This window comes from Acidovorax sp. SRB_24, assembly GCF_012931925.1.
The window spans coordinates 80,096-104,396 of sequence record NZ_MWOM01000008.1 but is presented as its reverse complement, the minus strand read 5'-3'; the positions used below and the strand labels follow the sequence as shown (position 1 = coordinate 104,396).

At 67.3% G+C, this 24,301-nt stretch carries 22 protein-coding genes; 10 read left to right on the top strand and 12 right to left on the bottom strand.

Annotation, left to right across the window (positions count from 1 at the left end):
* On the top strand, positions 1-1,819 hold a 1,819-nt coding region (mdoH, locus tag B2J89_RS04645; RefSeq protein ID WP_169168059.1), incomplete at its 5' end, for a glucans biosynthesis glucosyltransferase MdoH.
* A 125-nt stretch (positions 1,820-1,944) separates the two neighbouring features.
* Here mdoH and ffh read toward each other — a convergent pair.
* Complete coding sequence (gene ffh / locus B2J89_RS04640) at positions 1,945-3,324, bottom strand: signal recognition particle protein (RefSeq protein ID WP_169168058.1); 1,380 nt, start codon at positions 3,322-3,324, stop codon at positions 1,945-1,947.
* 89 nt (positions 3,325-3,413) lie between these two features.
* Here ffh and B2J89_RS04635 point away from each other — a divergent pair, with 89 nt between their 5' ends.
* From B2J89_RS04635 to B2J89_RS04605, 7 genes are all read left to right on the top strand, one after another.
* The gene (locus B2J89_RS04635) at positions 3,414-4,211 is read left to right on the top strand and encodes an inner membrane protein YpjD (RefSeq protein ID WP_169168057.1); all 798 of its coding nucleotides are present in this window, start codon (positions 3,414-3,416) and stop codon (positions 4,209-4,211) included.
* On the top strand, positions 4,208-4,429 hold the full coding sequence (locus tag B2J89_RS04630) for a PP0621 family protein (protein ID WP_169168056.1): 222 nt from the start codon (positions 4,208-4,210) through the stop codon (positions 4,427-4,429). The genes B2J89_RS04635 and B2J89_RS04630 overlap by 4 nt, the downstream gene beginning before the upstream one ends.
* Complete coding sequence (locus B2J89_RS04625; RefSeq protein ID WP_169168055.1) at positions 4,419-6,134, top strand: ATP-binding protein; 1,716 nt, start codon at positions 4,419-4,421, stop codon at positions 6,132-6,134. Before B2J89_RS04630 ends, B2J89_RS04625 begins: the two co-directional genes overlap by 11 nt.
* Positions 6,135-6,148: 14 nt before the next feature.
* Positions 6,149-7,630, top strand: coding sequence for a sigma-54 dependent transcriptional regulator (locus tag B2J89_RS04620; RefSeq protein ID WP_169168054.1), 1,482 nt, complete (start codon positions 6,149-6,151; stop codon positions 7,628-7,630).
* Complete coding sequence (gene ampD, locus B2J89_RS04615) at positions 7,605-8,222, top strand: 1,6-anhydro-N-acetylmuramyl-L-alanine amidase AmpD (RefSeq protein ID WP_169168053.1); 618 nt, start codon at positions 7,605-7,607, stop codon at positions 8,220-8,222. The genes B2J89_RS04620 and ampD overlap by 26 nt, the downstream gene beginning before the upstream one ends.
* Positions 8,223-8,605: 383 nt before the next feature.
* The gene (locus B2J89_RS04610; protein ID WP_169168052.1) at positions 8,606-11,515 is read left to right on the top strand and encodes a ribonucleoside-diphosphate reductase subunit alpha; all 2,910 of its coding nucleotides are present in this window, start codon (positions 8,606-8,608) and stop codon (positions 11,513-11,515) included.
* A 128-nt stretch (positions 11,516-11,643) separates the two neighbouring features.
* The gene (locus B2J89_RS04605) at positions 11,644-12,843 is read left to right on the top strand and encodes a ribonucleotide-diphosphate reductase subunit beta (RefSeq protein ID WP_169168051.1); all 1,200 of its coding nucleotides are present in this window, start codon (positions 11,644-11,646) and stop codon (positions 12,841-12,843) included.
* Between the two features lie 163 nt (positions 12,844-13,006).
* Here the strand turns inward: B2J89_RS04605 and B2J89_RS23190 are convergent, their stop codons facing one another.
* Positions 13,007-13,237: a hypothetical protein gene (locus tag B2J89_RS23190; RefSeq protein WP_371809033.1), complete on the bottom strand. Its 231-nt coding sequence runs from the start codon at positions 13,235-13,237 to the stop codon at positions 13,007-13,009.
* On the opposite strand from B2J89_RS23190, the gene B2J89_RS04600 reads away from it, so the two are divergent.
* Positions 13,143-13,805 (top strand): histone, encoded by a 663-nt coding sequence (locus B2J89_RS04600; protein WP_371809032.1) that lies wholly within the window; start codon positions 13,143-13,145, stop codon positions 13,803-13,805. The genes B2J89_RS23190 and B2J89_RS04600 overlap by 95 nt on opposite strands.
* A gap of 57 nt (positions 13,806-13,862) precedes the next feature.
* Here the strand turns inward: B2J89_RS04600 and B2J89_RS04595 are convergent, their stop codons facing one another.
* The 7 genes from B2J89_RS04595 to B2J89_RS04565 form a co-directional block, all read right to left on the bottom strand.
* Complete coding sequence (locus B2J89_RS04595; RefSeq protein WP_169168049.1) at positions 13,863-14,762, bottom strand: carbohydrate kinase family protein; 900 nt, start codon at positions 14,760-14,762, stop codon at positions 13,863-13,865.
* Positions 14,763-14,792: 30 nt separating this feature from the next.
* Positions 14,793-16,031, bottom strand: a complete 1,239-nt coding sequence (locus B2J89_RS04590) for a zinc-ribbon and DUF3426 domain-containing protein (protein ID WP_169168048.1) — start codon at positions 16,029-16,031, stop codon at positions 14,793-14,795.
* A 46-nt stretch (positions 16,032-16,077) separates the two neighbouring features.
* Positions 16,078-16,968, bottom strand: a complete 891-nt coding sequence (gene prmA / locus B2J89_RS04585) for a 50S ribosomal protein L11 methyltransferase (protein ID WP_169168047.1) — start codon at positions 16,966-16,968, stop codon at positions 16,078-16,080.
* 85 nt (positions 16,969-17,053) lie between these two features.
* Positions 17,054-18,403 (bottom strand): acetyl-CoA carboxylase biotin carboxylase subunit, encoded by a 1,350-nt coding sequence (gene accC, locus B2J89_RS04580; RefSeq protein ID WP_169168046.1) that lies wholly within the window; start codon positions 18,401-18,403, stop codon positions 17,054-17,056.
* Positions 18,404-18,519: 116 nt separating this feature from the next.
* Entirely contained in the window at positions 18,520-18,969 is a 450-nt protein-coding gene (accB, locus tag B2J89_RS04575) for an acetyl-CoA carboxylase biotin carboxyl carrier protein (protein ID WP_169168045.1), read from the bottom strand.
* A 135-nt stretch (positions 18,970-19,104) separates the two neighbouring features.
* On the bottom strand, positions 19,105-19,626 hold the full coding sequence (locus B2J89_RS04570) for a TlpA disulfide reductase family protein (RefSeq protein WP_169168066.1): 522 nt from the start codon (positions 19,624-19,626) through the stop codon (positions 19,105-19,107).
* Between the two features lie 56 nt (positions 19,627-19,682).
* Positions 19,683-20,279, bottom strand: coding sequence for a hypothetical protein (locus tag B2J89_RS04565; RefSeq protein WP_169168044.1), 597 nt, complete (start codon positions 20,277-20,279; stop codon positions 19,683-19,685).
* Positions 20,280-20,469: 190 nt separating this feature from the next.
* Here B2J89_RS04565 and mpl point away from each other — a divergent pair, with 190 nt between their 5' ends.
* Positions 20,470-21,894 carry a UDP-N-acetylmuramate:L-alanyl-gamma-D-glutamyl-meso-diaminopimelate ligase gene (gene mpl, locus B2J89_RS04560; RefSeq protein WP_169168043.1) on the top strand — a complete coding sequence of 475 codons (1,425 nt, stop codon included), beginning with the start codon at positions 20,470-20,472 and terminating at the stop codon, positions 21,892-21,894.
* Between the two features lie 124 nt (positions 21,895-22,018).
* Here mpl and B2J89_RS04555 read toward each other — a convergent pair whose 3' ends face one another.
* From B2J89_RS04555 to B2J89_RS04545, 3 genes are all read right to left on the bottom strand, one after another.
* On the bottom strand, positions 22,019-22,330 hold the full coding sequence (locus B2J89_RS04555; RefSeq protein ID WP_169168042.1) for a hypothetical protein: 312 nt from the start codon (positions 22,328-22,330) through the stop codon (positions 22,019-22,021).
* 38 nt (positions 22,331-22,368) lie between these two features.
* Positions 22,369-23,505, bottom strand: coding sequence for a 3-deoxy-7-phosphoheptulonate synthase (locus tag B2J89_RS04550; RefSeq protein WP_169168041.1), 1,137 nt, complete (start codon positions 23,503-23,505; stop codon positions 22,369-22,371).
* Between the two features lie 249 nt (positions 23,506-23,754).
* A complete protein-coding gene (locus tag B2J89_RS04545; RefSeq protein ID WP_169168040.1) occupies positions 23,755-24,297 on the bottom strand; it encodes a hypothetical protein in 543 nt (180 codons plus the stop codon).
* Positions 24,298-24,301 lie beyond the last annotated feature (4 nt).

The window sequence follows — 24,301 nt, the reverse complement described above, 5'->3', positions numbered from 1 at the left end:
GGCAGTGCCGGCGGCGGCGCTGGACGCCGCGCGCGCGCCGCGGCAGGCCTGGGAGGGCGCGGCGGCGCGGCGGCGCCGGGTATTTCTGGCCCTCTCGCTGGCCAGCACGGTCGTGGCCAGCGCGCTGTTTGCCGCGGTCCAGCCGGTCTACGGCAGCCCCTGGCTGCAGTACGGGCAGCTGGCGCTGTTCGCGCTGCTGTCGGCCTGGGTGGTCACCGGCTTCCTCACCGGGCTGATGGGCTTTTGGGTCATGCTGCGCGGCGACCGGCACGCACTGTCGGCGCGCAGCGTGGTGGCGCACACGCTCCCGGCCGACGCGCGCAGCGCCATCGTCATGCCGATCTGCCACGAAGACGTGGCCACGGTGTTCGCCGGCCTGCGCGCCACCTGCGAATCGGTGGCGGCAACAGGGCATGCGCAGAGCTTCGATGTGTTCGTGCTCTCCGACAGCTGCGACCCGCGGGTGGCCGCGGCCGAGCGCGCCGCCTGGGAAGGTCTGCGCGCGGCGCTGGCGCGGCACCCCGGGCCAGCGCAGGTCCAGGTGTACTACCGGCTGCGCGCGCGGCGCACCCAGCGCAAGTCCGGCAACGTGGCCGACTTCTGCCGCCGCTGGGGCCGGGACTACCGCTACATGGTGGTGCTCGATGCCGACAGCGTGATGAGCGGCGACTGCATCGTGGCCATGGCCAAGCTGATGGAGGCCAACCCGCGCGCCGGCATCATCCAGACCGCCACGCAGGCCATCGGCCACGTGACGCTGCATGCGCGCGCGCAGCAGTTCGGCTCGCGCGTCATGGGGCGGCTGCTCACACTGGGCATGCAGTTCTGGCAGCTCGGCGATTCGCACTACTGGGGCCACAACGCCATCATCCGCGTAGCGCCCTTCATGGCGCACTGTGCGCTGGCACCGATCCGCGGCAGCGGCGGGCTGGCCGGCGGCATCCTCTCGCACGACTTCGTCGAGGCGGCGCTGATGCGCCGTGCCGGCTACCACGTCTGGCTGGTGGCCGACCTGACCGGCAGCTACGAGCAGCAGCCGCCCGACCTGCTGGCCGAGCTGCAGCGCGACCGCCGCTGGTGCCAGGGCAACCTGCAGAATGCACGCCTGGTGGCAGAGCCGGGCATCCACCTGGTGCACCGCGTGATGTTCGTCACCGGCGCGATGGCCTATCTGTCGGCGCCGCTGTGGCTGGCATTCCTGACGCTGGGCACGGCGCTGTGGCTGTCGGGCGCCAAGCTGGTGAACGACTGGCACATGTTGCCGCTCGAGCTGCTGGGACTGTGGGGCTGGACGCTGTGCCTGCTGTTCCTGCCGCGCATCCTGGGCCTGGCGGCGGTGTTCATGCGGCGCGAGCAGGCGCAGTACGGCGGCGCTGCCAGCCTGCTCCAAAGCGCCGCGCTCGAGAGCGTGCTGGCGATTCTGCAGGCGCCGATCCGCATGCTGGCGCACTCGCTGTTCCTGCTGATCGCGCTCGCCGGCCTGAAGCTGGAGTGGAGATCGCCGCCGCGCCACGCCAGTGCCGTGTCCTGGAGCGACGCCATCCGCCAACTGGCGCCGATGAGCGGGGTGGTGGCGCTGCTGGCGCTGGGCATCGCGCTGATCGACAGCAGCGCGCTGCTGTGGCTGGTTCCGGTGGGCCTGCCGCTGGCGCTGGCGATTCCTCTGGCCGTGCTCACCAGCCAGACCCCGCTCGGGCAGGCGCTGCGCGCGCGCCGCCTGTTGCTGATTCCCGAAGAATCGTGGTCGCTGCCGCCGGTGCTGCGCCGCGCCTGGCGGCATGCCAGCCGCCCGGCACGGCCAGGGTTGGAGACGGGCTGACCGGCGCAGCGGGCGCGCACCAACCAGAAAGCCGGCGCAGTACGCCGGTTTCCGGGAGCTCATGACGCTCTCTATTCAATAGCTTGAAACGCTGACCCCATAAGCACTAGAGACCCAAAAGACCCTTAAAACGGCATCTTGGGCATGCCACCGCCGCCCAGGCCCTTCATGCCGCCCATCTTCTTCATCATCTTCATCAGGCCGCCGCCCTTCATCTTCTTCATCATGTCCTGCATCTGCTCGAACTCCTTGAGCAGGCGGTTGACCTCTTGCACCTGCACGCCGGCACCGTTGGCGATGCGCTTCTTGCGCGTGGCCTTGATGAGTTCGGGCTTGCGCCGCTCTAGTTGGGTCATGCTCTGGATGATGCCTTCCTTGCGCTTGATGTCTTTCTCGGCCTTGCCCATGTCCATCTGGCCGGCCTTGGCCGTGAGCTGGGCCGGCAGCTTGTCCATCAGGCTCGACAGGCCGCCCATCTGCTTCATCTGCTGGATCTGACCGAGAAAGTCGTTGAGGTCGAAGCCGCTGCCGCTCTTGACCTTGGCGGCGAGCTTCTGCGCCGCCTCCATGTCGACGCCGGCCGAGACCTGCTCGACCAGCGCGACGATATCGCCCATGCCCAGAATGCGGCCGGCGTGGCGCTCGGCATCGAACACTTCGAGGCCATCGATCTTTTCGCTGACGCCGGCAAACTTGATCGGCGCGCCCGTGACCTGGCGCACCGACAGCGCCGCGCCGCCGCGCGAGTCGCCGTCGAGCTTGGTCAGGACGATGCCCGTGAGCGGCAGCGCCTCCTTGAAGGCGCGGGCCGTGTTGATCGCGTCCTGGCCCTGCATGGCATCGACCACGAACAGGGTTTCGACCGGATTGAGCACGGCGTGCAGGTCCTGGATTTCCTGCATCAGCACTTCGTCGATCGCGAGGCGCCCGGCGGTGTCGACCAGCAGCACGTCGAAGTAATGCTTCTTGGCGTAGTCGAGCGCGGCCAGCGCGATGTCGCGCGGCTTTTGCTCGGCCGTGCTCGGGAACCACTGGGCGCCGGCCTGGGCGGTCACGGTCTTGAGCTGCTCGATGGCGGCCGGGCGGTAGACGTCGCCCGAGACGGTGAGCACCTTCTTCTTGCGCTTTTCGATCAGGTGCTTGGCCAGCTTGGCCGTGGTCGTGGTCTTGCCGGCGCCCTGCAGGCCGGCCATCAGGATCACTGCGGGCGGCTGGGCGTTGAGGTCGATGTCGGCCACGCCCGCGCCCATGGTGGCGGCGAGCTCCTTGTTGACGATGGACACCAGCACCTGGCCCGGCTGCAGCGAGCCCAGCACTTCCTGGCCCAGGGCCTTGTCCTTGACGCGCGCGATGAAGTCGCGCACCACGGGCAGGGCCACGTCGGCTTCGAGCAGGGCCATGCGCACCTCGCGCAGCATGTCCTGCACGTTGGATTCGGTGATGCGGGCCTGGCCGCGCATCTCCTTGACGAGGCGCGAGAGTTTGTCGGTAAGTGCGGAGGCCATATCAGATGTTCCGGGTAGGGCGCGGCCGGGGGCGGGCGGCGGGTGGTGGGCCGGGCTGCAGGCAGCGGGCGAAAGGTAAACTGTGACCCATGATTTTACCCAGTGCATCCCCCGCCAGTCTCCTGCTGGGACTGGCGGCTGCCGTCGCCTATGCCGTGCCGGCGGTGGCGGGATCGCGCCTGCAGCCCGGCGGCGCCCGCAACGCGCTGTGGGCCGCATGGTGCCTGCACGCGGCCACGCTCGCCTGGGGCATGCTCGATGGCAGCGCGCGCTTTGGCTTTGCGCCGGCCCTGTCGATCACTGCCTGGCTCGTCCTGACCGTGTACGCGGTCGAGCGCCAGCTGTTTCCGCAGCTGCAGGCACGCTGGGCGCTGTCGGCGCTCGGCGGCGCCGCAGTGCTGCTGGCGCTGGCCTTTCCGGGCCAGCCGCTGCATGTGAGCGCCTCGGCCTGGCTGCCGCTGCACTTGGCGCTGGGCATCGCGTCCTACGGCTTGCTGGCGGCCGCCGTGGTCCACGCCGCCCTGATGACGCGGGCCGAGCGCCGCATCCGCCTGGCGGTGGACACGCACAGCGGCATCCCGCTGCTGACGCTGGAGCGCCTGACCTTCCGCTTCGTCACCGCCGGCTTCGTGCTGCTCTCGGCCACGCTGCTGGCCGGAGCGCTGTTCAGCGAGGCGCTCTATGGCCGCGCCTGGCGCTGGGACCACAAGGCGGTGTTCTCGGTGCTGTCGTGGCTCACGCTCGCGGCCCTGCTGCTGGGGCGCTCGCGCTTTGGCTGGCGCGGACGCACCGCCGTGCGCATGCTCTACGCGGGCGCGCTGCTGCTGCTGCTGGCCTATGTCGGTTCGCGCTTCGTGCTCGAAGTGGTGCTGGGACGCATGCTGTGAAGTATCTGGTCTTGTTTCTGGTGCTGGCCGTGGTCTACGGCGTGTGGCGCAGCGGCCGGCGCGCTCCCCCCGCACCGCCCGCGCAGCGCCCTCTGCCCCCGCCCCAGGACATGGTGGCCTGCGCACGCTGCGGCCTGCACTTGCCACGCGCCGAGGCGATCGCGCAGGGCCCCCGCAGCTACTGCTGCGCCGAGCACCAGCGCGAAGATGGGCATTAGCATCCCGCCGCTGGCCTGGCCGCGCGCCACTGCGGGGGCGCCAGAGACCGCCTTCCAGCGCCTGTGGCTTGGCTTCCTGACCGGCCGCGTCATGGTGGCGCTGGCTCTGCTTCTGTTGCAGGCGCTGGGCCAGACGTTCAACCAGGCGGCCGAGCCACTGGTGCTGGCCGTCTGCCTGGCCTATCTGAGCGCCACGCTCGCCGTGCGCCTGCTCGCGCACCATGCGCCCCCCTCACCGCAGGCCGGTGCGCACTGGCTGTCCTCGATCGGCGTGGACCTCGCGGCGGTGTGCGCGCTGCAGCTGCTGCACACCGGGGGCATGAACTACACGCCGCTGCTGGGCCTGCCCATCCTGATGGCGGCCGTGCTGGGCACGCTGACGCTGGCACTGGGCACCACGGCGGCTGCCACGCTGCTGCTGTTGGCCTGGGCCTGGTGGCTGGGTGACCATGGCGGCGGCGATGCCGCGCAGCGCTACCTGCAGGCGGCCCTGACCGGCACCGGCTATTTCATCGTCGCCTTTCTCGTGCACCAGCTGTCCGTGCGCCTCGTGCGCGCGCAGCAGGCGGCCCAGCACAGCCAGCTGGCCGCGCGCGTGCAAAGCCAGGTGAGCGCCCTGGTCATCCAACACCTGGCCGATGGCGTGCTGGTGGTCGACGCGGAGCACACGGTGCGCATTGCCAACCCGGCGGGCCTGCACCTGCTGGGCGATCCGGCGGCAGTGGCTCCGTTCACGCTCGCGCGCGACGCGCTCTGGCGCCCCCTGCTCGAGCTGGCGCGCCGCAGTTTTCTCCAGGAGGCACCGCAAGTCGCCGACGTCACCTTGCTCGCGCCGGGCCAAAGCCCCATCGGCCTGCATGTGCGCACCTGGCTGACGGCACCGCGCGAGGCCGCGGGCGAAGCGGCCGGTGAGCGCTTGTGCGTGATGTTCCTGCACGATCTGCGCGAGCTGGAGGCGCGGCTGCGCACCGAAAAACTCGCCGCCATGGGGCGCATGTCGGCCGCGGTGGCCCACGAGATCCGCAACCCGCTGGCCGCCATCGTCCAGGCCAACGCCTTGCTCGACGAAGACCTGCACGATCCCGCACACAAGCGCCTGGCGAACATGGTGCAGCAGAACGCCGACCGGCTGGCCCGCATTGCCGAGGAAATCCTCGACATTGCGCGCGTGCAGCACCAGATCGGCCACAGCCCGCCGAGCGTGCTCGCACTGGACGCGGTGGTGGCCGGTATCTGGCGCGAGTGGCGCGAGCACGAGCCGGTGCGCCGCCATGGCTCGGTGACTTTGGGCGCAGACCAGGCCCACGTCGAATTCGATGCCGAACACCTGCGTCGGGTGCTGTTCAACCTGCTGGACAACGCACTGCGCTTCATGGGCCACGAAGCAGACTCGCTGCAGCTGCACACACTCGTCAGCCCCCTGGGCCACGCCAGCGTGCAGGTCTGGAGCGACGGCGAACCGATGGACCGGTCGGTGGAGCGCCACCTGTTCGAGCCCTTCTTTTCGTCCGCCAGCCGCTCCAGCGGCCTGGGCCTGTACATCTGCCGGGAGCTGTGCGAGCGCCACGGCGCCTCGATCGGCTACCAGCGCCTGGCGCGGCATACGCAGCGCGGCGACGTGGGCGGCAACGCTTTCACGGTGCACTTCCGCAAGGCAGGCCGCCTGCAGAAAGCGACCTCCCTGTTTGACACAATCGTGGTTTGACTGCCCGCACCGCCATGCACGCACCTGCTGCCTCCATCCTGGTCGTTGACGACGAGCCCGACCTGCGCACGCTGTACGAACTGACGTTGCTGCGCGAAGGCTACCGTGTGGAAACCGCCGCGACGCTGGGCGAAGCACGCGACCAGCTGCAGGCGCAGCGTTTTGATGTGGTCATCAGCGACATGCGCCTGCCTGACGGGTTTGGCATGGAGCTGCTGCAGGAGCTGCGCACGGCGCAGCGGCGTGAACGCTGCGTGGTCATGACCGCCTATGGCTCGGCCGAAAACGCCGTCGAGGCACTGCGCTCGGGCGCTTTCGACTACCTGACCAAACCGGTCGACCTCAAGCAGTTCCGCTCGGTCGTGGCCTCGGCCGTGCAGGGCACGGACGGTGTGCCTGCGCCGCGCAGCGGCACCCGCACGCCGCCAGCGCGCCCCGCGGCAGCGGGCGACTTCGGCGACAGCGACAGCACCGCGCTCGACCGGCTGGTGGGCGATTCCGAGCCGATGCGCAACGTCAAGCAGCGCGTGGCCAAGGTGGCGCGCAGCATGGCCCCGGTGCTCGTGCGTGGCGAGTCGGGCACGGGCAAGGAGCTGGTGGCGCAAGCCCTGCACGCCAGCAGCCACCGCGCCGCCGGGCCCATGGTGGCCGTCAACTGCGGCGCCATCCCCGAAAACCTGCTCGAAGCCGAGTTCTTCGGTGCGCGCAAGGGCTCGTACACCGGCGCGGTGCAAGACCGCCAGGGCTACTTTCAGGCGGCCCAGGGCGGCACGCTGTTCCTCGATGAAATCGGCGACCTGCCACTGGCCATGCAATCCAAGCTGCTGCGCGCCATCCAGGAGCGCGGCGTGCGCCCGCTGGGATCGACCCAGGAAGAGGCGGTGGACGTGCGCATCGTCAGCGCCACGCACCGCGACCTGGCGGGCGACGTGCAGGCAGGCCGTTTCCGGCAAGACCTGTACTACCGGCTGAACGTCATCGAAATCACCATCCCGCCGCTGCGCGAGCGCCGCGAGGACCTGCCTGCGCTATGCCGGGCCCTCTTGGCCCGCATCGCACAGGAGTCGGGCGTGGCCTCTCCGCCCCTCAGCGATGCAGCCCTGGCCGCCATTGCCCGCCACCCCCTCAAGGGCAACGTGCGCGAGCTGGAGAACCTGCTGCACCGCGCCGTGGCGTTGAGCGACGGCGACAGCCTGCATGTGGAAGAAAGCGCCCCCGGCATGCAGCCCGACCTGCCTCCCCGCCAGCAGACCCTGCCCGCCCCTGGCACCGCGGCGCCCAACGCCGGCGACCTGCCCAGCGACCTGCAGGCCTGGCTGGACCAGCAAGAGCGCGACATTCTGGTGCGCGCCCTGCGCGAAGCCGGGTTCAACCGCACGGCCACCGCAGCGCGGCTGGGCATCAGCCTGCGGCAGATCCGCTACCGGATCGCCCGCCTGAACATCGCTGCGCCGCACGACCCCGAGCCCCATGCCGACGCCGACGCCGAAAGCTGAAGCGCACAGCGCCGCACCCGACACCGCCTCGCCCTGGTCGGGCGGCTGGCACAGCGGCGCCGTGCACCTGCCCTCGCCCAACTTCGGACCACGCCCCGCGGGCGCGGTCACAGACCTCGTGGTGGTGCACTCGATCAGCCTGCCCCCGGGCGCATACGGCGGCACAGCGGTGCAGGAGCTGTTCACCAACGCCCTCGACTGGGATGCGCACCCTTACTACCAGAGCATTCGCGGCCTGCAGGTCTCGGCCCATTTCTTTGTGCGGCGCGATGGCACGGTCTGGCAGTTCGTCGACTGCGACCAGCGCGCCTGGCATGCCGGGGCATCGTGGTACCGGGGCCGCCCGCAGTGCAATGACGACTCGATCGGCATCGAGCTGGAAGGACTGGAAGGCGGAACTTTCGAGCCTGCGCAGTACGCCGCCCTGGCCAGGCTGTGCACCGACCTGGCAAAGCGCTACCCCCTGGCCCACGTGGCCGGCCACGAGCACATCGCCCCCGATCGCAAGGCAGATCCGGGCTGCGGCTTTGACTGGGTGCGGCTGCAAAAAATACTGGGTTGGGATGCCAGCCGCTTCCCGCCCATCCCCTAGAATGGCGCCCCTTCCCGCGGAATTTTTCAGTCTCTGTGCGGGCAAGGGTTTTCGATAGGCACTGCGTCCACAGACCCGCACCGCCAGGCACCACGCCGCTCCCGACGCCAAAGTGGCCGCCGGAGCGCGCCGACAGACCTTCCTGCCCCCACAAGCTCCGCCAGCCGGGGCTGTGCGCCGTCCGAAGACGGACGCCAGGCGGCTTTGCCATGACCCCATGCACCACGAAAGCCCGGGGCGCTATACACTACCGGTAGTGTATTGAAGCCACCCCACACACCACCTATAGTGTGATCGGGGTGTGCACCCGGCACATTACGTTTTGCGCGGCGCAGACCCATCCGCCGCGCCACTTCACCCTGCCAGCCCAACGAGAGGACGCCATGCAAGCTGCTACGAACCATTTCCCCCTGCCCCCTGCGGACGCTGCTGTGGCCGCTCCAGCCTCTGCTGCTGCGCCGGGCGCCGGCGCCACGCTGCCCCACTACCAGATCCTGCGCCGCAACGGCGCCGTCGTGCATTTCGAGCCTCCAAAGATCGCCATCGCCATGATGAAGGCTTTCCTGGCGGTGCACGGCTCCCAGGGTGCAGCGTCTGCCAGCGTGCGCGAAGTGGTCGATCACCTGACGCAGAACGTCGTGCGCGCACTCATGCGCTCGCGCCCGGGCGGCGGCACCTTCCACATCGAGGACGTGCAGGACCAGGTGGAGCTGGGCCTGATGCGCGGGGGCCACCACGAGGTGGCGCGCGCCTATGTGCTCTACCGCGAAAGCCATGCGCAAGACCGCGCGCGCCAGCAGGTGCAGGCAGCGCCGGCCACGCCGGTGCTGAACGTGGTCGATGGCGACCGCCGCTACGCGCTCGACCTGCCGCGCCTGCGCTCGCTGATCGAAGACGCCTGCTCGGGCCTGGGCGCCGACGTGAAGGCCGAACCCATCGTCACCGAGACCATGCGCAACCTGTACGACGGCGTGCCCGTCGACGAGGTGTACAAGGCATCCATCCTGGCGGCGCGCACGCTGATTGAAAAAGACCCGGACTACACCTACGCCACGGCCCGCCTGCTGCTGCACACCATCGCCAAGGAAGTCCTGGGCAAGGACGTGACCCAAGCCGAACTGGCCACCGAGTACGCCAGCTACTTCCCGGCCTTCATCCAGAAGGGTGTGGACGCCGAGCTGCTCGACCCCCAGCTGCTGACCTACGACCTGCCGCGCCTGGCCGCTGCCCTGCAGCCTTCGCGCGACCTGCAATTCGACTACCTGGGCCTGCAGACCCTGTTCGATCGCTATTTCCTGCATGTGCAGAAGTCCCGCATCGAATTGCCACAGGCCTTCTTCATGCGCGTGGCCATGGGCCTGGCGCTGAAGGAATCGGACCGCGAGGCACGCGCCATCGAGTTCTACGAGGTGCTGTCCTCGTTCGACTTCATGTCCAGCACGCCCACGCTGTTCAACAGCGGCACGCTGCGCTCGCAGCTGTCGTCTTGCTATCTGACCACGGTGCCCGACGATCTGGATGGCATCTATGAGTCGATCAAGGAAAACGCCCTGCTGTCGAAGTTTGCCGGTGGCCTGGGCAACGACTGGACGCGCGTGCGCGCCCTGGGCTCGCACATCAAGGGCACCAATGGCGAATCGCAAGGCGTGGTGCCTTTCCTCAAGGTGGTCAACGACACCGCCGTGGCGGTGAACCAGGGCGGCAAGCGCAAGGGCGCGGTCTGCACCTACCTCGAAACCTGGCACCTCGACATCGAAGAGTTCCTGGAGCTGCGCAAGAACACCGGCGACGACCGCCGCCGCACGCACGACATGAACACGGCCAACTGGATCCCCGACCTGTTCATGCGCCGCGTCATGGAAAAGGGCTCGTGGACGCTGTTCTCGCCCAACAACGTGCCCGACCTGCACGACCTCTTCGGCGCCGATTTTGAGAAGGCCTACGTGGCCTATGAAGCCAAGGCCGCTCGCGGGGAGATCAAGCCGGCACGCACCATCCAGGCCACCGACCTGTGGCGCAAGATGTTGACCATGCTGTTCGAGACCGGCCACCCCTGGATCACGTTCAAGGACGCCTGCAACGTGCGCTCGCCCCAGCAGCACGCCGGCGTGGTGCACTCCAGCAACCTGTGCACCGAGATCACGCTCAACACCAGCGACACCGAAACGGCCGTCTGCAACCTCGGCTCCGTCAACCTGCTGCAGCACCTCAAGGATGGCGCCATCGACCACGCCAAGCTGCAAAAGACCATCAAGACGGCGATGCGCATGCTCGACAACGTGATCGACATCAACTACTACGCCGTGCAAAAAGCCAAGGACTCGAACCTGCGCCACCGCCCGGTGGGCCTGGGCCTGATGGGCTTCCAGGACAGCCTGTACGAACTGCGCATCCCCTACGCATCGCAGCAGGCCGTCGAGTTTGCCGACACATCGATGGAAGCCATCTGCTACTACGCCTACTGGGCCTCGTCGGAACTGGCACGTGAACGCGGCCAGTACCAGACCTACCAGGGCTCGCTGTGGAGCCAGGGCATCCTGCCTTACGACACCATCGACATGCTCCAAAAAGCGCGTGGCGGCTACGTCGAAGTGGACCGGTCGTCCACGCTGGACTGGGAAGCGCTGCGCAAGAAGATCGCCCAGGACGGAATGCGCAACTCCAACTGCACGGCCATTGCACCCACGGCCACCATCTCCAACATCGTGGGCGTGGACGCATCGATCGAGCCCTGCTTTGGCAACCTGTCGGTCAAGTCTAACCTCTCGGGGGAGTTCACCATCATCAACGGCTACCTGGTGCGCGACCTGAAGCGCCTCGGTCTGTGGGACGACGTGATGGTCATGGACCTCAAGCATTTCGACGGATCCCTGCGCCCCATCGACCGTGTGCCGCACAACATCAAGTCGCTCTATGCGACCGCATTTGAAGTCGAGACCACCTGGCTGGTGGAGGCTGCGGCACGGCGCCAGAAGTGGATCGACCAGGCCCAGTCGCTGAACATCTACATGGCGGGCGCATCGGGCAAAAAGCTCGACGAGACCTACAAGCTGGCATGGCTGCGCGGCCTCAAGACCACCTACTACCTGCGCACCACCAGCGCCACCCAGGCCGAGAAGTCCACGGTGCAAAGCGGTCGGCTCAACGCCGTGTCGTCGGGCAGCGAAGCCGCTGGCAACGCCGGCGCACTCGAAGCCGCAGCCGCCACAGCACAAGCGCACATGGGCGCGGCGCCAGCGACCGATGTGAAGTTCTGCGCCATCGACGACCCGACCTGCGAAGCCTGCCAATAAATCCACGTGCGAAGCCGCGAAAAAGCTCGGCTTCGCATGTGCTACCAAGCAACAAAACAGCGCCGCGCCATGCACCAACGCTTTGCATTTCGCGGCGCTGCTTTCATAATCCGAGCACTGGAAAATCTATGCTGACCTGGGACGAAGAAGTCACTCCCTCATTGCCAACACAACTGGACAGCGGTCTCCCCACAAACCGCCTGGTGGATCAACCGCCCGCGCCATTCCAGACATCCACCTTGCAAACCATCCCGGCCACAGCGCCCGCCGCCATTGCGCCAGCAGCTCCCGCATCTGTAGCGCCGCAAAGCCGCCGCGTGAACGCCGCCGACAAGCGCATCATCAATGGCCAGACCGACGTCAACCAGCTGGTGCCTTTCAAATACAAATGGGCCTGGGAAAAATACCTGGCCACCTGCGCCAACCACTGGATGCCGCAAGAGGTGAACATGACGCGCGACATCGCGTTGTGGAAAGACCCCAACGGCCTGACCGAAGACGAGCGCCGCATCATCAAGCGCAACCTCGGTTTTTTCGTGACCGCCGACTCGCTGGCCGCCAACAACATCGTGCTGGGCACCTACCGCCACATCACCGCGCCCGAGTGCCGACAGTTCCTGCTGCGCCAGGCCTTTGAAGAGGCCATCCACACCCACGCCTACCAGTACATCGTCGAGTCGCTGGGCCTGGACGAGGGCGAGATCTTCAACGCCTACAACGAAGTGCAGTCGATCCGCGACAAGGACGAATTCCTGATCCCGTTCATCGAGGCCATCAGCGATCCGCACTTCCACACCGGCACGCATGAAAACGACCAGACCCTGCTCAAGTCGCTGATCGTTTTCGCCTGCCTCATGGAAGGCCTGTTCTTCTATGTCGGCTTCACGCAGATCCTCGCGCTGGGCCGGCAGAACAAGATGACGGGCGCCGCCGAGCAGTACCAGTACATCCTGCGCGACGAGTCCATGCACTGCAACTTCGGCATCGACCTGATCAACCAGCTCAAGCTCGAAAATCCGCACCTCTGGACCGCCGAGTTCAAGGACGAGATCAAGGCCTTGTTCATGAAGGCCGTGGAGCTGGAATACCGATACGCGGAAGACACCATGCCCCGCGGCGTGCTGGGCATGAACGCCTCGATGTTCAAGGGCTACCTGCGCTACATCGCCAACCGCCGAGCCACGCAGATTGGCCTGGAAACCCTCTTCCCCAACGAAGAAAACCCGTTCCCCTGGATGAGCGAGATGATCGACCTGAAGAAGGAACGCAACTTCTTCGAAACCCGCGTCATCGAGTACCAGACGGGCGGCGCCCTGTCCTGGGACTGAGTGCAGCGCACCGCATACCGCCCATGGCTTTCCTTTTTACGCCCCGCACCCGCCACAGCACTCCGTGCTGGCGCGCGCGGCGTCCCCGTGTTCATGGCGATGGACGCTTGCTCCATCGCCATGGATCGCTTCGTGCCCACAGCAGGCAGGAAGTGCTCTTTGCTCATTGACCGAAGGAGAACATGATGGCAACTGCAAAAAAACCGGCCGCCAAGAAGGCCGCACCCGCAAAGAAAACCGCATCCGCCACCAAGGCCACGGCATCCGCCACCAAGACTGCAGCCGCCAAGTCCGCCGCAGTGAAAACGGCCACGCCGTCAGCCAAGACAGCCGCGAAAAAGACGGCTCCAGCCAAGAGCGCAACCCCCGCCAAGAAGGCAGCGGCTCCGGCCAAGGCTGCACCTGCCAAGAAGGCCGCTGCGGCCCAAAAGTCCGTGGCCGCCAAGAAGTCAGCACCGGCGAAAAAGGCGACAAGCCCTGCGAAGAAGGCTGCGGCTCCTGCCAAGAAGGCTGCGGCTCCTGCGAAGAAGACTGCGGCTCCTGCCAAAAAGGCCGCGGCTCCTGCCAAAAAGGCCGCGGCTCCTGCCAAGAAGGCCGCTGCGCCGGCGAAAAAGACCGCCACCGCGAAGAAGGCTGCAGCGCCCGGTAAGGCAGCACCCGCTGCCAAGAAGGCCCCGGCCGCCAAGAAAGCTGCAGTGCCTGCCAAGAAGGCTGCTCCCGCCAAGAAAGTGACGGCAGCCAAGGCCGCGGCCCCGGCCAAAAAGGCAGCAGCCACCTCCTCCGCCGCGCCGGCCAAGAAGGCTGCAGCAGCGCCGAAGGCAGCAGCAGCGCAGGCGAAGCCTGCGATGAAAAAGGCGGTCGCAGCCAAGAAGCCGGCCAAGACCCCCGTCGCCGCTCCTGCGGCGCAGACCACGCTCAACCCCCAGGCAGCATGGCCCTTCCCTACGGGTACCAAACCCTGAGAGAGCGCGCTCCACGCAAAAACCCGGTGTTCTGGCACCGGGGTTTTTTGTGCCTGCTCACCACATCGCAGCGTTTAACACATAGTTTTGGGGACCGCGCCGGGCAATCTTGAGTGCGCCCAGGCGGTTGCCCAGCGCGGCACAGCGCGCCAAGGGCCAGCCTTGCTCCAGGCCAAACAGCAGCGCTCCCCGCCACGCATCGCCGCAGCCCGTGGGGTCGACGACGCGCTCGGGCACCGCCGCGGTGACATGCTCCTTTTCGCCATCGATCCACACGTCGCACCCCTCGCCTCCCAATGTGACGACCAGACCGCGGATCTTGCGCGAAATGTCCGCCAAGCTCCAGCCGGTGCGCTCGCACAGCATCTTGCCTTCGTAGTCGTTCACCGTCACCCAGCTGGCCTGCTCGACAAACCACGTCAGCTCCTCGGCATTGAACATGGGCAGGCCCTGGCCCGGGTCGAACACGAACGGGATGCCCGCGGCCACGAACTGCGCCGCATGTTGCAGCATGGCATCGCGCCCGTCGGGCGCGATGATGCCCAGGCGCACGCCGGTCAGGCCGGCATCGATGCGGTTGGCGTGGGCCTGCATCATCGCGCCGGGATGGAACGCGGTGATTTGGTTGTTGTCGCGGTCGGTCATGATCATCGCCTGCGCGGTATAGGTGTCTTCCACCTGCCGCACATGGGCTGTGCTGATGCCCAGGGATTGCAGGCGCTCCAGGTATTCCGCACCATCGCTGCCCAGCGCCGCCATCGGCAAGGGCTCTCCGCCCAGCAACTTGAGGCTGTAGGCAATGTTGCCCGCACAGCCGCCAAAGTCCCGCCGCAGCGACGGCACCAGAAACGACACGTTCAGGATGTGCAGCTGATCGGGCAGGATCTGCTCGGCAAAGCGCCCCTCGAAGGTCATGATGGTGTCAAACGCCAGGGAACCGCAAATCAGGACTGCCATATCAAAAGTTCTTTTCAGGCCAAAGCCGTTTCAGGGATAAAAAGCCAGCACCCGGTAGCCGGCGATGCGCGCATTGCCCAGGGCCACATGCACCTGCAGACTCGCACTCCAGTCGCCCAGGGCGAGCAATATGGGCGGCGCGCCCAAGTCCTGGGGCAGCAGCACCCGCCGCAGCACTGGCTGGTCTTGTGCATCGGTGAGCGTCAGCTCCACGGCCGGCATGGCGAGCACCAGATGGGAACGGTTCTTGAGCGCCAGCGAAAACTGGTAGCTTTCGCCGCGCAGTCTGTTGAAGGACGAGCTGTCGACCACCACGGACGCTATCTGCCGATGCGCCTCGACGCGGCACCGCAGTGGTGCGCACAAGCCCTGCAGGAACGGACGCCACTGGGGCCGGGCCGCAGCGATGGCATCGCGCTGCTGCACCACCACCTGCAGCACCAGCGCGCACAGCAGGGCCACGCCCGCCAGGCCCAGTGCCACACGCACAGCGGGCCGGCGCCAGAAGGCCTTGCGGCGCGCCATGCGCACAAAGGATGGCTCGGCGCTCGCGCTCGCGCCCTCGGTGGGCATGGGTTCGGCTGCGCCGGGCACCTCATCGCCAGCGGCCAGCGGTTCGTCCTCCGGCGCGTGCAGGGCCTGTGGCGCATCGTGCAGGGCCGCCGGCTCCCGGAGCGAGTCCAGCCGCGTCTCCGCTTCCGGCAGCCCATCCCCAAGGCCTCCGACCTCTGGCTCTCGCTCTAAGACGGGTTCGGCATCGCCCCGCAGCGATGGGATATCGGGCTCCTCCAGCGGCGCCGTCGGAAGTTCGTACCCTGCCGGTGGCAAGGGCTCCGGTGCGCACTCCGCGCTGTCCTCCGGTCGCATGTCCCCTGCCCCGGCTGCCGGGAGAGGCAAGGCGCTGGCCGGCGCCGGCGGCATGGTCCACGCAAACGGGGTGGCCCATGCCGCCGGCGCATTCCCTCCCGGGGGTACAGCGGCAGCGGCAGGAGCGGCCGCGAAAGCAGGCACCTCGGGCCCAGGCCCCCGTGCAGAACCCCACACGCGTGGCGGCTCGACGGAGGGCGCCGCGGGCTGCGGCGGCGGTGGCTGGCGGTCCAGTGGCACATCGGGCATCAGTGCCGGGGCAGGCACCGGCTGCAGATGCTCAGACGCATCGAACACCTGCTGGCAATGCCCACAGCGCACCCACCCGTCGGAAATGCGGAGCTGGTCCGCGACGACCTTGAAAAGGGTCGCGCAGGACGGACAACGGGTGATCTGGCTCATCGGCTGGGGATTGTAGGGGGCCGCGGTGCACGCCCCTCGCTGCGCATCAGCGCGAAGCCACCATGAGGATCCAGCCGTCCTCGCTGTCTGCCACGGAGAGCGCGAGCCAAGGGGCATAGGCATCTTGGAGTTCCTGTGCCTGTCGCTCCAGAATGCCGGCCAGCACCAGACTGCCGCCCGGTGCGACATGGGCACACAGCAGCGGCGCCAACACCTTGAGCGGTGTCGCCAGGATGTTGGCCAGCACGGTCTGGTAGGTGCCGGAGGCCTGGTCCGGCAGGCCCGCACGCAACTGGACGCCATTGGCCTGTGCGTTGTAGGCGGTGGACTCGACGGCCGCAGGATCGATATCGACGGCATCGATGTCGGTGGCGCCAAACTTGGCAGCGCCAATGGCCAAAATGCCCGAGCCGCAGCCGTAGTCAAGCACGCGGCCCAGTCCTGGCGTCGCCACCCCCTGGCGCGCGATCCAACGCAGGCACATGCGTGTCGTCGGGTGCGTCCCGGTCCCAAACGCCAGTCCCGGGTCCAACCGGATCGTGCGTGTGGCCTGCGCGGGCGGCTCATGCCAGGTTGGCACAATCCAGAAATCGGGCGTGATGTCCACGGGCGCGAACTGCGACTGCGTCAGCCGCACCCAGTCCTGGTCGGGCACCGCCGCCACGCCCAGCGCATGGCAGCCGGCAAAAAAATCCTGCGCCACCAACAATGCCAGCGCCTCGCGCGCCGCCGCCTCCTGCGCGAACAGGGCCACCACGCGGCTGCGCTGCCATCCATCCTTGGGCGGCGGCATGCCGGGCTCGCCAAACAGCGCTTGCTCGGCGTCGGTCTGCGCATCGGCATCTTCCACTGAAACGCTCAGGGCATCGAGGGCGTCGAGCGCCTCGCTCACCGTTTCGACCCGGTCTTCCGGGCACATCAGGCTCAATTCATACATGGCATCGCGCCTCCTCTGCGGCAAAGAAAAAGCGGACCCGCACCGCTGAAGAGGGCGTGGGTCCGCGGGCAAGAGCTGGCGGAAATCAGCGCTGGCGCTGCGACAGCCACTCTTCCAGGTAGTGGATGTTGGTGCCACCGGCCATGAACTTGGCGTCCACCATCAGCTCGCGGTGCAGCGGCACGTTGGTGTTGATGCCTTCGATCACGGTCTCGGACAGCGCGGTGCGCATGCGCGCAAGGGCCTGCTCGCGCGTGTCGCCGTGCACGATGAGCTTACCGATCATGGAGTCGTAGTTCGGCGGCACGTAGTAGTTCGTGTAGACATGCGAGTCCACGCGCACACCGGGCCCGCCGGGCGCGTGCCAGGCGGTGATGCGCCCTGGCGAAGGAATGAACTTGTAGGGGTCTTCGGCGTTGATGCGGCACTCGATGGCATGGCCGCGCACCTCGATCTGGCGCTGCGTGAAAGGCAGCTTCTCACCAGCGGCCACCATGATCTGCGTGCGCACCACGTCCACGCCCGTGATCCACTCGGTCACCGGGTGCTCGACCTGCACGCGCGTGTTCATCTCGATGAAATAGAACTCGCCGTTCTCGTAGAGGAACTCGAAGGTGCCCGCACCGCGGTAGCCGATCTTCTTGCAGGCCGTGACGCAGCGCTCGCCGATGCGCTCGATGAGCTTGCGCGGAATGCCGGGCGCCGGCGCTTCCTCGATCACCTTCTGGTGGCGCCGCTGCATGGAGCAGTCGCGCTCGCCGAGGTAGACCGCGTTGCGGTGCTTGTCGGCCAGGATCTGGATTTCAATGTGGCGCGGGTTCTGCAGGAATTTTTCCATGTAGACCGCCGGATTGCCAAACGCGGCACCGGCCTCGGCCTTGGTCATCTGCACGGCATTGACCAGGGCGGCCTCGGTGTGCACCACGCGCATACCACGGCCGCCACCGCCGCCGGCCGCCTTGATGATGACCGGGTAGCCCACGGCTTTGGCGATGCGGCGGATCTGCACCGGATCGTCTGGCAGTTCGCCGTCCGACCCCGGCACGCAGGGCACGCCCGCGCGGATCATGGCCTGCTTGGCCGACACCTTGTCGCCCATCATGCGGATGTTTTCGGGCGTGGGGCCGATAAACTGGAAGCCGCTCTTTTCCACCCGCTCGGCAAAGTCCGCGTTCTCGCTCAAGAAGCCGTATCCAGGGTGGATGGCCTCGGCATCGGTCACCTCGGCGGCCGAGATGATGGCCGGCATGTTGAGGTACGACAGCGGCGACGGCGCAGGACCGATGCACACGGCTTCTTCAGCCAGCTTGATGTATTTGGCATCGCGGTCCGCCTCGGAATAGACCATCACCGCCTTGATTCCCAGTTCATGGCAGGCGCGCTGGATCCGCAGGGCGATTTCGCCGCGGTTGGCAACAAGTATCTTTTTAAACATGGGCTGTCCCGCGGCTCATCGCCCGCACGCTGGCACGTGCCAGTGCAATCTGCTTCGCCTTGCCTGCGGCAAGAACACCGCGGTTCGCAACAAGAATCTTCGTGAACATACCGTGCTTACTCGATCACAAACAGCGGCTGGCCGTATTCGACGGCTTGGCCGTTTTCGCCGAGGATGCGCGTGATGGTGCCCGACTTGTCGGCCTCGATCTCGTTGAGGATCTTCATCGCCTCGATGATGCAGATGGTCTCGCCTTCCTTGACCACACTGCCCACTTCCACGAACGATTTAGCGCCTGGGCTCGACGCACGGTAGAACGTGCCCACCATGGGCGACTTGACCACATGGCCTGTGGGCGCAGCGGCCGCGGGGGCGGGCAATTCGGCGACTGGCGCGGCGGCGGGCGCGGAAGCTGGTGCCACCACAGGTGCGGGCACATACTGCTGCACCACCGTGCCGCCGCTCTTGACAATGCGCACCTTGCCCTCTGCCTCGGTGATTTCGAGTTCGGACACATTCGACTCGGATACGAGGTCAATGAGGGTTTTGAGTTTTCGCAAATCCATGGGGACTCCAACGGCTAAAAATCTGAACAGGGCGCGAATTTACTCCAAATTCGCCCTATTACAGCCTTCTCAACACATTTTTGATTAAAAGAGGCGATTGCCCAATCGCATTCGGACTCGGCAGATGGCACAGCCTCAACGCACGGCAGCCCACTGCTTCAGGTCTTGCGGCGTTACCTGGCCCATTTTACGGTGCAGCACCTGCCCGCCAGCGCTGAACACGACGGTGAATGGCAGGCCGCCCGTCAGGTTGCCCAGCGCGCGCGACAGGTCGGTGCCGCCCAGGCCCGCCATTCCTACCGGAAAATCGAGCGGCAAGCGGCCCAGAAACGTGCGCACCGCCGAAGGCTGGTCCACGGCCAGCCCGAGCACCTGCCAGCCGCGGACGGCGTTGTCCCGGAAAAATGCGTTCAGCATCGGCAGCTCGGCAATGCACGGCGGGCACCAGGTGGCCCAGAAGTTCAGCAGCAAAGGCTTGCCGCGGAACGACTGCATAGCCAGTGCTGCACCATCGGGGGTGGTGAAAGCCTCGCCCCACAGCGCCTGCTGCGCACCGGGGTCGACCGCATGGGGCTGGAATTTCCACCACGCCCCACCGGCGCCCCCCAGGCCTGCGGCGGCGGCCACACCGGCATACAGCAGCCGGCGACGCCGCACGCCGACCACATCTTGGTCGGACGGAGGTCCGGAAAGGGAGGGAAAAGGGGTTTCGCTCACAAGTTGGGCTCCAATAAAAGCCGGCGCACCGCGGCCAGGTCGCCGCGCGGCGTGCGCCCGCGCGCGTCGGGCCGCAAGGCCCCGCGCAGGTCGTCCAGGTCGTAGATGAGCAGGTGCACCCCGACCACCGTTTTCAGTTCGGGAACGGGGCAGCCCACACTCAATGCTTCCACGGATTTGCCGTGCAAGCCGGACAGGGTTTGCGGCTCGTAGTCGATGCCGTGGTCAATCAGCGCAATCTCGGCCGATTTGCAGTCATCGCAGAACAACTGCAGATAAATATCTGACAAACGCGTGGCGGTGCCGTACCAGACCGCCCCGCCCAGGTGCGGGCGAAACGCAGCCATGCGCTCCATCCAGACCAGCGCCAGGCGCCGCAGCGCGAGCAGCTCGCTGGGCTGGGTGTCGGCACAGAACAGCGCGATGTGCTCGCGCACCGCATCTTCCACCTGCTCGTTGTCGGGCAGCGCCGTGCGGGCGGGCAGCGCGAGCTGCTTGAGGGCGCGCCGCTTGGCGGGGCCGTATTCGAGGCCCTCCTCGACCACCAGGCTGGCGGCCGCACGGGCGATTTCGGAGGCGATGGACGTGTTCATGGCAAGGCTTTCAGCACCGCATTGTGCCGCCCAGCCTCCCCACATCCTGCCCCAAGCGCCCAACGGCCCTGCGCCGTGCAGGCCCTTGGCCCGACGGGCGGCGGCGGCATTACTCCCGTTTTCATAGCTGCCAACGCTGGCCAGAAGAGCGCTGGAGGCCATTTTTGCCAAAACCTTAGAATCGGCACCCATGCATATACACATCCTGGGCATTTGCGGTACGTTCATGGGGGGCTTGGCGGCGCTGGCGCGCGAGGCTGGGCACAAGGTCACGGGCTGCGACGCCGGGGTGTACCCGCCGATGAGCGACCAGCTGCGCGCCCTCGGCATCGACCTGGTCGAGGGCTTTGGCGCCGAACAGATGGCGCTGGCCCCCGACATGTTCGTCATTGGCAACGTCGTCAGCCGCGCGCGCCTGCCCGATGGCAGCGCCAAATTCCCGCTCATGGATGCCATCCTCGACGCGGGCGTCCCCTACACCAGCGGACCGCAGTGGCTGGCCGAACACGTGCTGCAGGGTCGCCATGTGCTGGCCGTGGCCGGCACGCACGGCAAGACCACGACGACCTCCATGCTGGCCTGGATCCTCGAATCCGCCGGACTGCAGCCGGGCTTCCTGGTGGGCGGCGTGCCGCTGAACTTCGGCCTGTCGGCGCGCCTGGGTGCGCCAGTGCGCCCGGTGGCGGGCGCCGGGCCGGACGCCACGGCCCCGCTGTTCGTGATCGAGGCCGACGAATACGACACGGCGTTTTTCGACAAGCGCAGCAAGTTCGTGCACTACCGCCCGCGCACCGCGGTGTTGAACAACCTCGAGTTCGACCACGCCGACATCTTTGACGATCTTGCCGCCATCGAGCGCCAATTTCACCATTTGGTGCGCACCGTGCCGCCCACGGGCTGCGTCGTGGTCAATGGCCACGAAGAGAGCCTGGCGCGCGTGCTGCACGCGGGCTGCTGGAGCAGCGTGCGCAGTTTTGGCGCGGCGGTGAGCGACTTCAGCGCGCAAGGCGAACCCCACGCCTTCGATGTGCTGCTGCGTGGCGAGCGCGTGGCACACGTCGAGTGGGCGCTGACCGGCGTGCACAACCAGCTCAACGCGCTGGCGGCCATCGCCGCGGCCCACCATGTGGGCGTGGCGCCGGCCCAGGCGGCAGCTGCGCTGGCCACGTTCCAGAACGTGCGCCGGCGCATGGAGCTGCGCGGCACGGTGCAGGGCACCACGGTCTACGACGATTTCGCGCACCACCCCACGGCCATCCGCACCACACTCGACGGCCTGCGCCGCAGCCTGGGCCCCGCGGCGCGCATCCTCGCGGTGTTCGAACCGCGCAGCAACACCATGAAGCTGGGCGCGGTGAAGGCGCAGCTGCCCTGGGCCCTGGAGGCGGCGGACCTGGCGTTCTGCCACACGGCGGGCCTGGACTGGGACGCGGGCGAAGCGCTGCAAGCGCTGGGCGTGGGCCCCGGCCAGCGCGCCCAGGTCGCGCCCGACATGGACCAGCTGCTGCGCCAGGTCCTCGCGGCGGCGCAGCCGGGCGACCACATCGTGTGCATGAGCAATGGCGCGTTTGGCGGCATCCATGCGCGCCTGCTGGACGCACTGCAGTCGCGCTGAAGCGTGCTGTGCGGCGCGGCGGAAGCGCCCCAGGCGGCGCTGCCCCGCTTCCCGGCAGCCTCTTTGCTGCTATGGAAAATAGAGCTGTCAGCGCAATCAGGGAAAGCCCCAGAGCCCTATTCGATCAATAACTGATGGCCATGGACGGCACGTCCACCCGCACGATGGGTTTGGCCAGGGCGGCCGTGGTGGCGCGCGCGAAGTCGGCCGACCACACCGGATCGGCCAGCAAGGGCGCACCGGCAGCGCGCGCCACGGTGAGCACCTTGTCGGCCAGCAGCACCTTGCCGCTGGCGCGCAGCGGCTCGCAATCGAGGCGCATGAACTGCTCGTCGAGCCAGCGGCGCCCTTCTTCGTTGGCCATGGGGGCCTTGCCCGACAGGTCGACCCGGAACTCTTCGCGGGGCGACAGGGTGACAGAGACTTCGCTGTGCATGGTGCATCCTTGTTGGTGGGTGGGCTGGGTTTTTGAGCTTACACCGGCGCCGCGGCGCCCTCGCGCCGCGCCTGCACGGCGGCGGAGAGTTCGCCGAGCGTGTGCAGCGAATCCTCCCAGCCCAGGCAGGCGTCGGTGATGCTTTTGCCATAGGCCAGGGTGGCGGGCAGGTCCTTGCCGGGGGTGAACTTCTGCGCGCCTGCTCTCAGGTGGCTTTCGATCATCACGCCGAACACGCTGCGCGAACCGCCGGCGATCTGTGCAGCGATGTCGCGCGCCACCTCCTGCTGCTTTTCGTGCTGCTTGCTGCTGTTGGCGTGGCTGCAGTCGACCATCAGCGTGGCCGGCAGGTGGGCGGCGCCCAGGTCCTGGCAGGCAGCGGCGACACTGGCGGCGTCGTAGTTGGGCGCCTTGCCGCCGCGCAGGATGACGTGGCAGTCGGGGTTGCCATTGGTGTCCACGATGGCGACCTGGCCGTTCTTGTGCACCGACAGAAAGTGGTGGCTGCGGCTGGCCGACTGGATGGCATCGGTGGCGATGCGGATGTTGCCATCGGTGCCGTTCTTGAAGCCGATCGGCGCCGACAGGCCCGAGGCCAGTTCGCGGTGCACCTGGCTTTCGGTGGTGCGCGCGCCGATGGCGCCCCAGCTGATGAGGTCGCCGATGTACTGGGGCGAGATCACGTCGAGGAACTCGCTGCCCGCGGGCACGCCCAGGCGGTTGATGTCGATGAGCAGCTGGCGCGCGATGCGCAGCCCCTCGTCGATGCGGTAGCTCTCGTCGAGGTAGGGGTCGTTGATGAGGCCCTTCCAGCCCACCGTCGTGCGGGGCTTCTCGAAGTACACGCGCATCACGATTTCCAGCGTGTCGGCATATTGCGCACGCGCGGCCTGCAGGCGGCGCGCATAGTCCAGCGCGGCGGCAGGGTCGTGGATGGAGCAGGGGCCGATAACGACGAGCAGGCGGTCGTCGCTGCCCGCCATGATGTCGTGGATGCTCTTGCGGGTCTGGGTGATCAGCGTTTCCACCGGGGTCCCGCAGATGGGGAAAAAGCGGATCAGATGCTCGGGAGGAGGCAACACAGTGATGTCCTTGATACGTTCGTCGTCGGTCTGGCTGGTTTTTTCGACGCTGCGGTACCAGGCATCGCTGGCGGGGGTGGCTTGGGTCGTCATGACACGCTTCCTCTCGAGGGGGTAAAAAAAACAGAAGGTAAAAACAGAGGGTGAAAAACAAAAAAACCGCCGGGCTTTGCAGCGTCGGCGGTTTATGGGAAGGGTTCAGGTGCTTGCGCGCTGTGGCCTCTCATCCGCCAGGGACCGAGAAGTAAAACCAAAAATAAAAAGCGCTGTGCAGTGGCATGGCGGTCAATGTAGCACAGTCTTGCCGCAGTGCAGGAGCTGCAAATTGGCCGCGTCAGGTGTTCAGCGGCGCGGGCGCTGGCCCCGCCTCCACCACCCACGCAGCCGCGTCCAGGCCGACGGCGTGCGCACCGGTGACGCTGCGGGCACCTCGCTCACGGGCCCCGCGCCCTGCCCGTACATGTCGATCAGCAGCAAGCCCTCGCCCAGCGTGCGCCAGGCCAGCAGTTCCATGCGATCGAACCGCGCGCCCTCGCGGCGGCTGCGGCGGTCCAACGCCTGTTGCCAGGCCTGGACCGCATCCAGCAGTTCGCGCAGCGCGCTTTGGTAGGCGCCCAGTGCGTGCATCGCGTGCCAGGCCGACCCCAGCCCCGTGAGAAACAGCTGGTGCTGCTGCACACCCTGGGCGAGCGCCAGGGCGGCGCGGCTGATGGCGGCGGGGTCGCGGCGCGCACGGCGCGCCCGCACGGCCGCATCGACGCGCTCGGCCAGCGCGCCCACGCTCTCACGCAGCGGATGCGTCTCCTCATCCGCGGGGCCATGGCGCAGCCATTGGCTGATGCCGTCCCACGACTGCAGGCTGGGGCCGGAACGCAACACGGTCATGGCC

Bases quoted from the DNA above. Each gene is read 5' to 3' on its own strand.
- accB (WP_169168045.1), bottom strand. From the start codon at position 18,969: ATGGATTTGCGAAAACTCAAAACCCTCATTGACCTCGTATCCGAGTCG.
- B2J89_RS04565 (WP_169168044.1), bottom strand. From the start codon at position 20,279: ATGAACACGTCCATCGCCTCCGAAATCGCCCGTGCGGCCGCCAGCCTG.
- B2J89_RS04605 (WP_169168051.1), top strand. From the start codon at position 11,644: ATGCTGACCTGGGACGAAGAAGTCACTCCCTCATTGCCAACACAACTG.
- B2J89_RS04555 (WP_169168042.1), bottom strand. From the start codon at position 22,330: ATGCACAGCGAAGTCTCTGTCACCCTGTCGCCCCGCGAAGAGTTCCGG.
- B2J89_RS04625 (WP_169168055.1), top strand. From the start codon at position 4,419: ATGGGCATTAGCATCCCGCCGCTGGCCTGGCCGCGCGCCACTGCGGGG.
- B2J89_RS04545 (WP_169168040.1), bottom strand. From the start codon at position 24,297: ATGACCGTGTTGCGTTCCGGCCCCAGCCTGCAGTCGTGGGACGGCATC.
- mpl (WP_169168043.1), top strand. From the start codon at position 20,470: ATGCATATACACATCCTGGGCATTTGCGGTACGTTCATGGGGGGCTTG.
- B2J89_RS04590 (WP_169168048.1), bottom strand. From the start codon at position 16,031: ATGAGCCAGATCACCCGTTGTCCGTCCTGCGCGACCCTTTTCAAGGTC.
- ampD (WP_169168053.1), top strand. From the start codon at position 7,605: ATGCCGACGCCGACGCCGAAAGCTGAAGCGCACAGCGCCGCACCCGAC.
- ffh (WP_169168058.1), bottom strand. From the start codon at position 3,324: ATGGCCTCCGCACTTACCGACAAACTCTCGCGCCTCGTCAAGGAGATG.
- prmA (WP_169168047.1), bottom strand. From the start codon at position 16,968: ATGTATGAATTGAGCCTGATGTGCCCGGAAGACCGGGTCGAAACGGTG.
- B2J89_RS04620 (WP_169168054.1), top strand. From the start codon at position 6,149: ATGCACGCACCTGCTGCCTCCATCCTGGTCGTTGACGACGAGCCCGAC.
- B2J89_RS04635 (WP_169168057.1), top strand. From the start codon at position 3,414: ATGATTTTACCCAGTGCATCCCCCGCCAGTCTCCTGCTGGGACTGGCG.
- B2J89_RS04595 (WP_169168049.1), bottom strand. From the start codon at position 14,762: ATGGCAGTCCTGATTTGCGGTTCCCTGGCGTTTGACACCATCATGACC.
- accC (WP_169168046.1), bottom strand. From the start codon at position 18,403: ATGTTTAAAAAGATACTTGTTGCCAACCGCGGCGAAATCGCCCTGCGG.
- B2J89_RS04550 (WP_169168041.1), bottom strand. From the start codon at position 23,505: ATGACGACCCAAGCCACCCCCGCCAGCGATGCCTGGTACCGCAGCGTC.
- B2J89_RS04610 (WP_169168052.1), top strand. From the start codon at position 8,606: ATGCAAGCTGCTACGAACCATTTCCCCCTGCCCCCTGCGGACGCTGCT.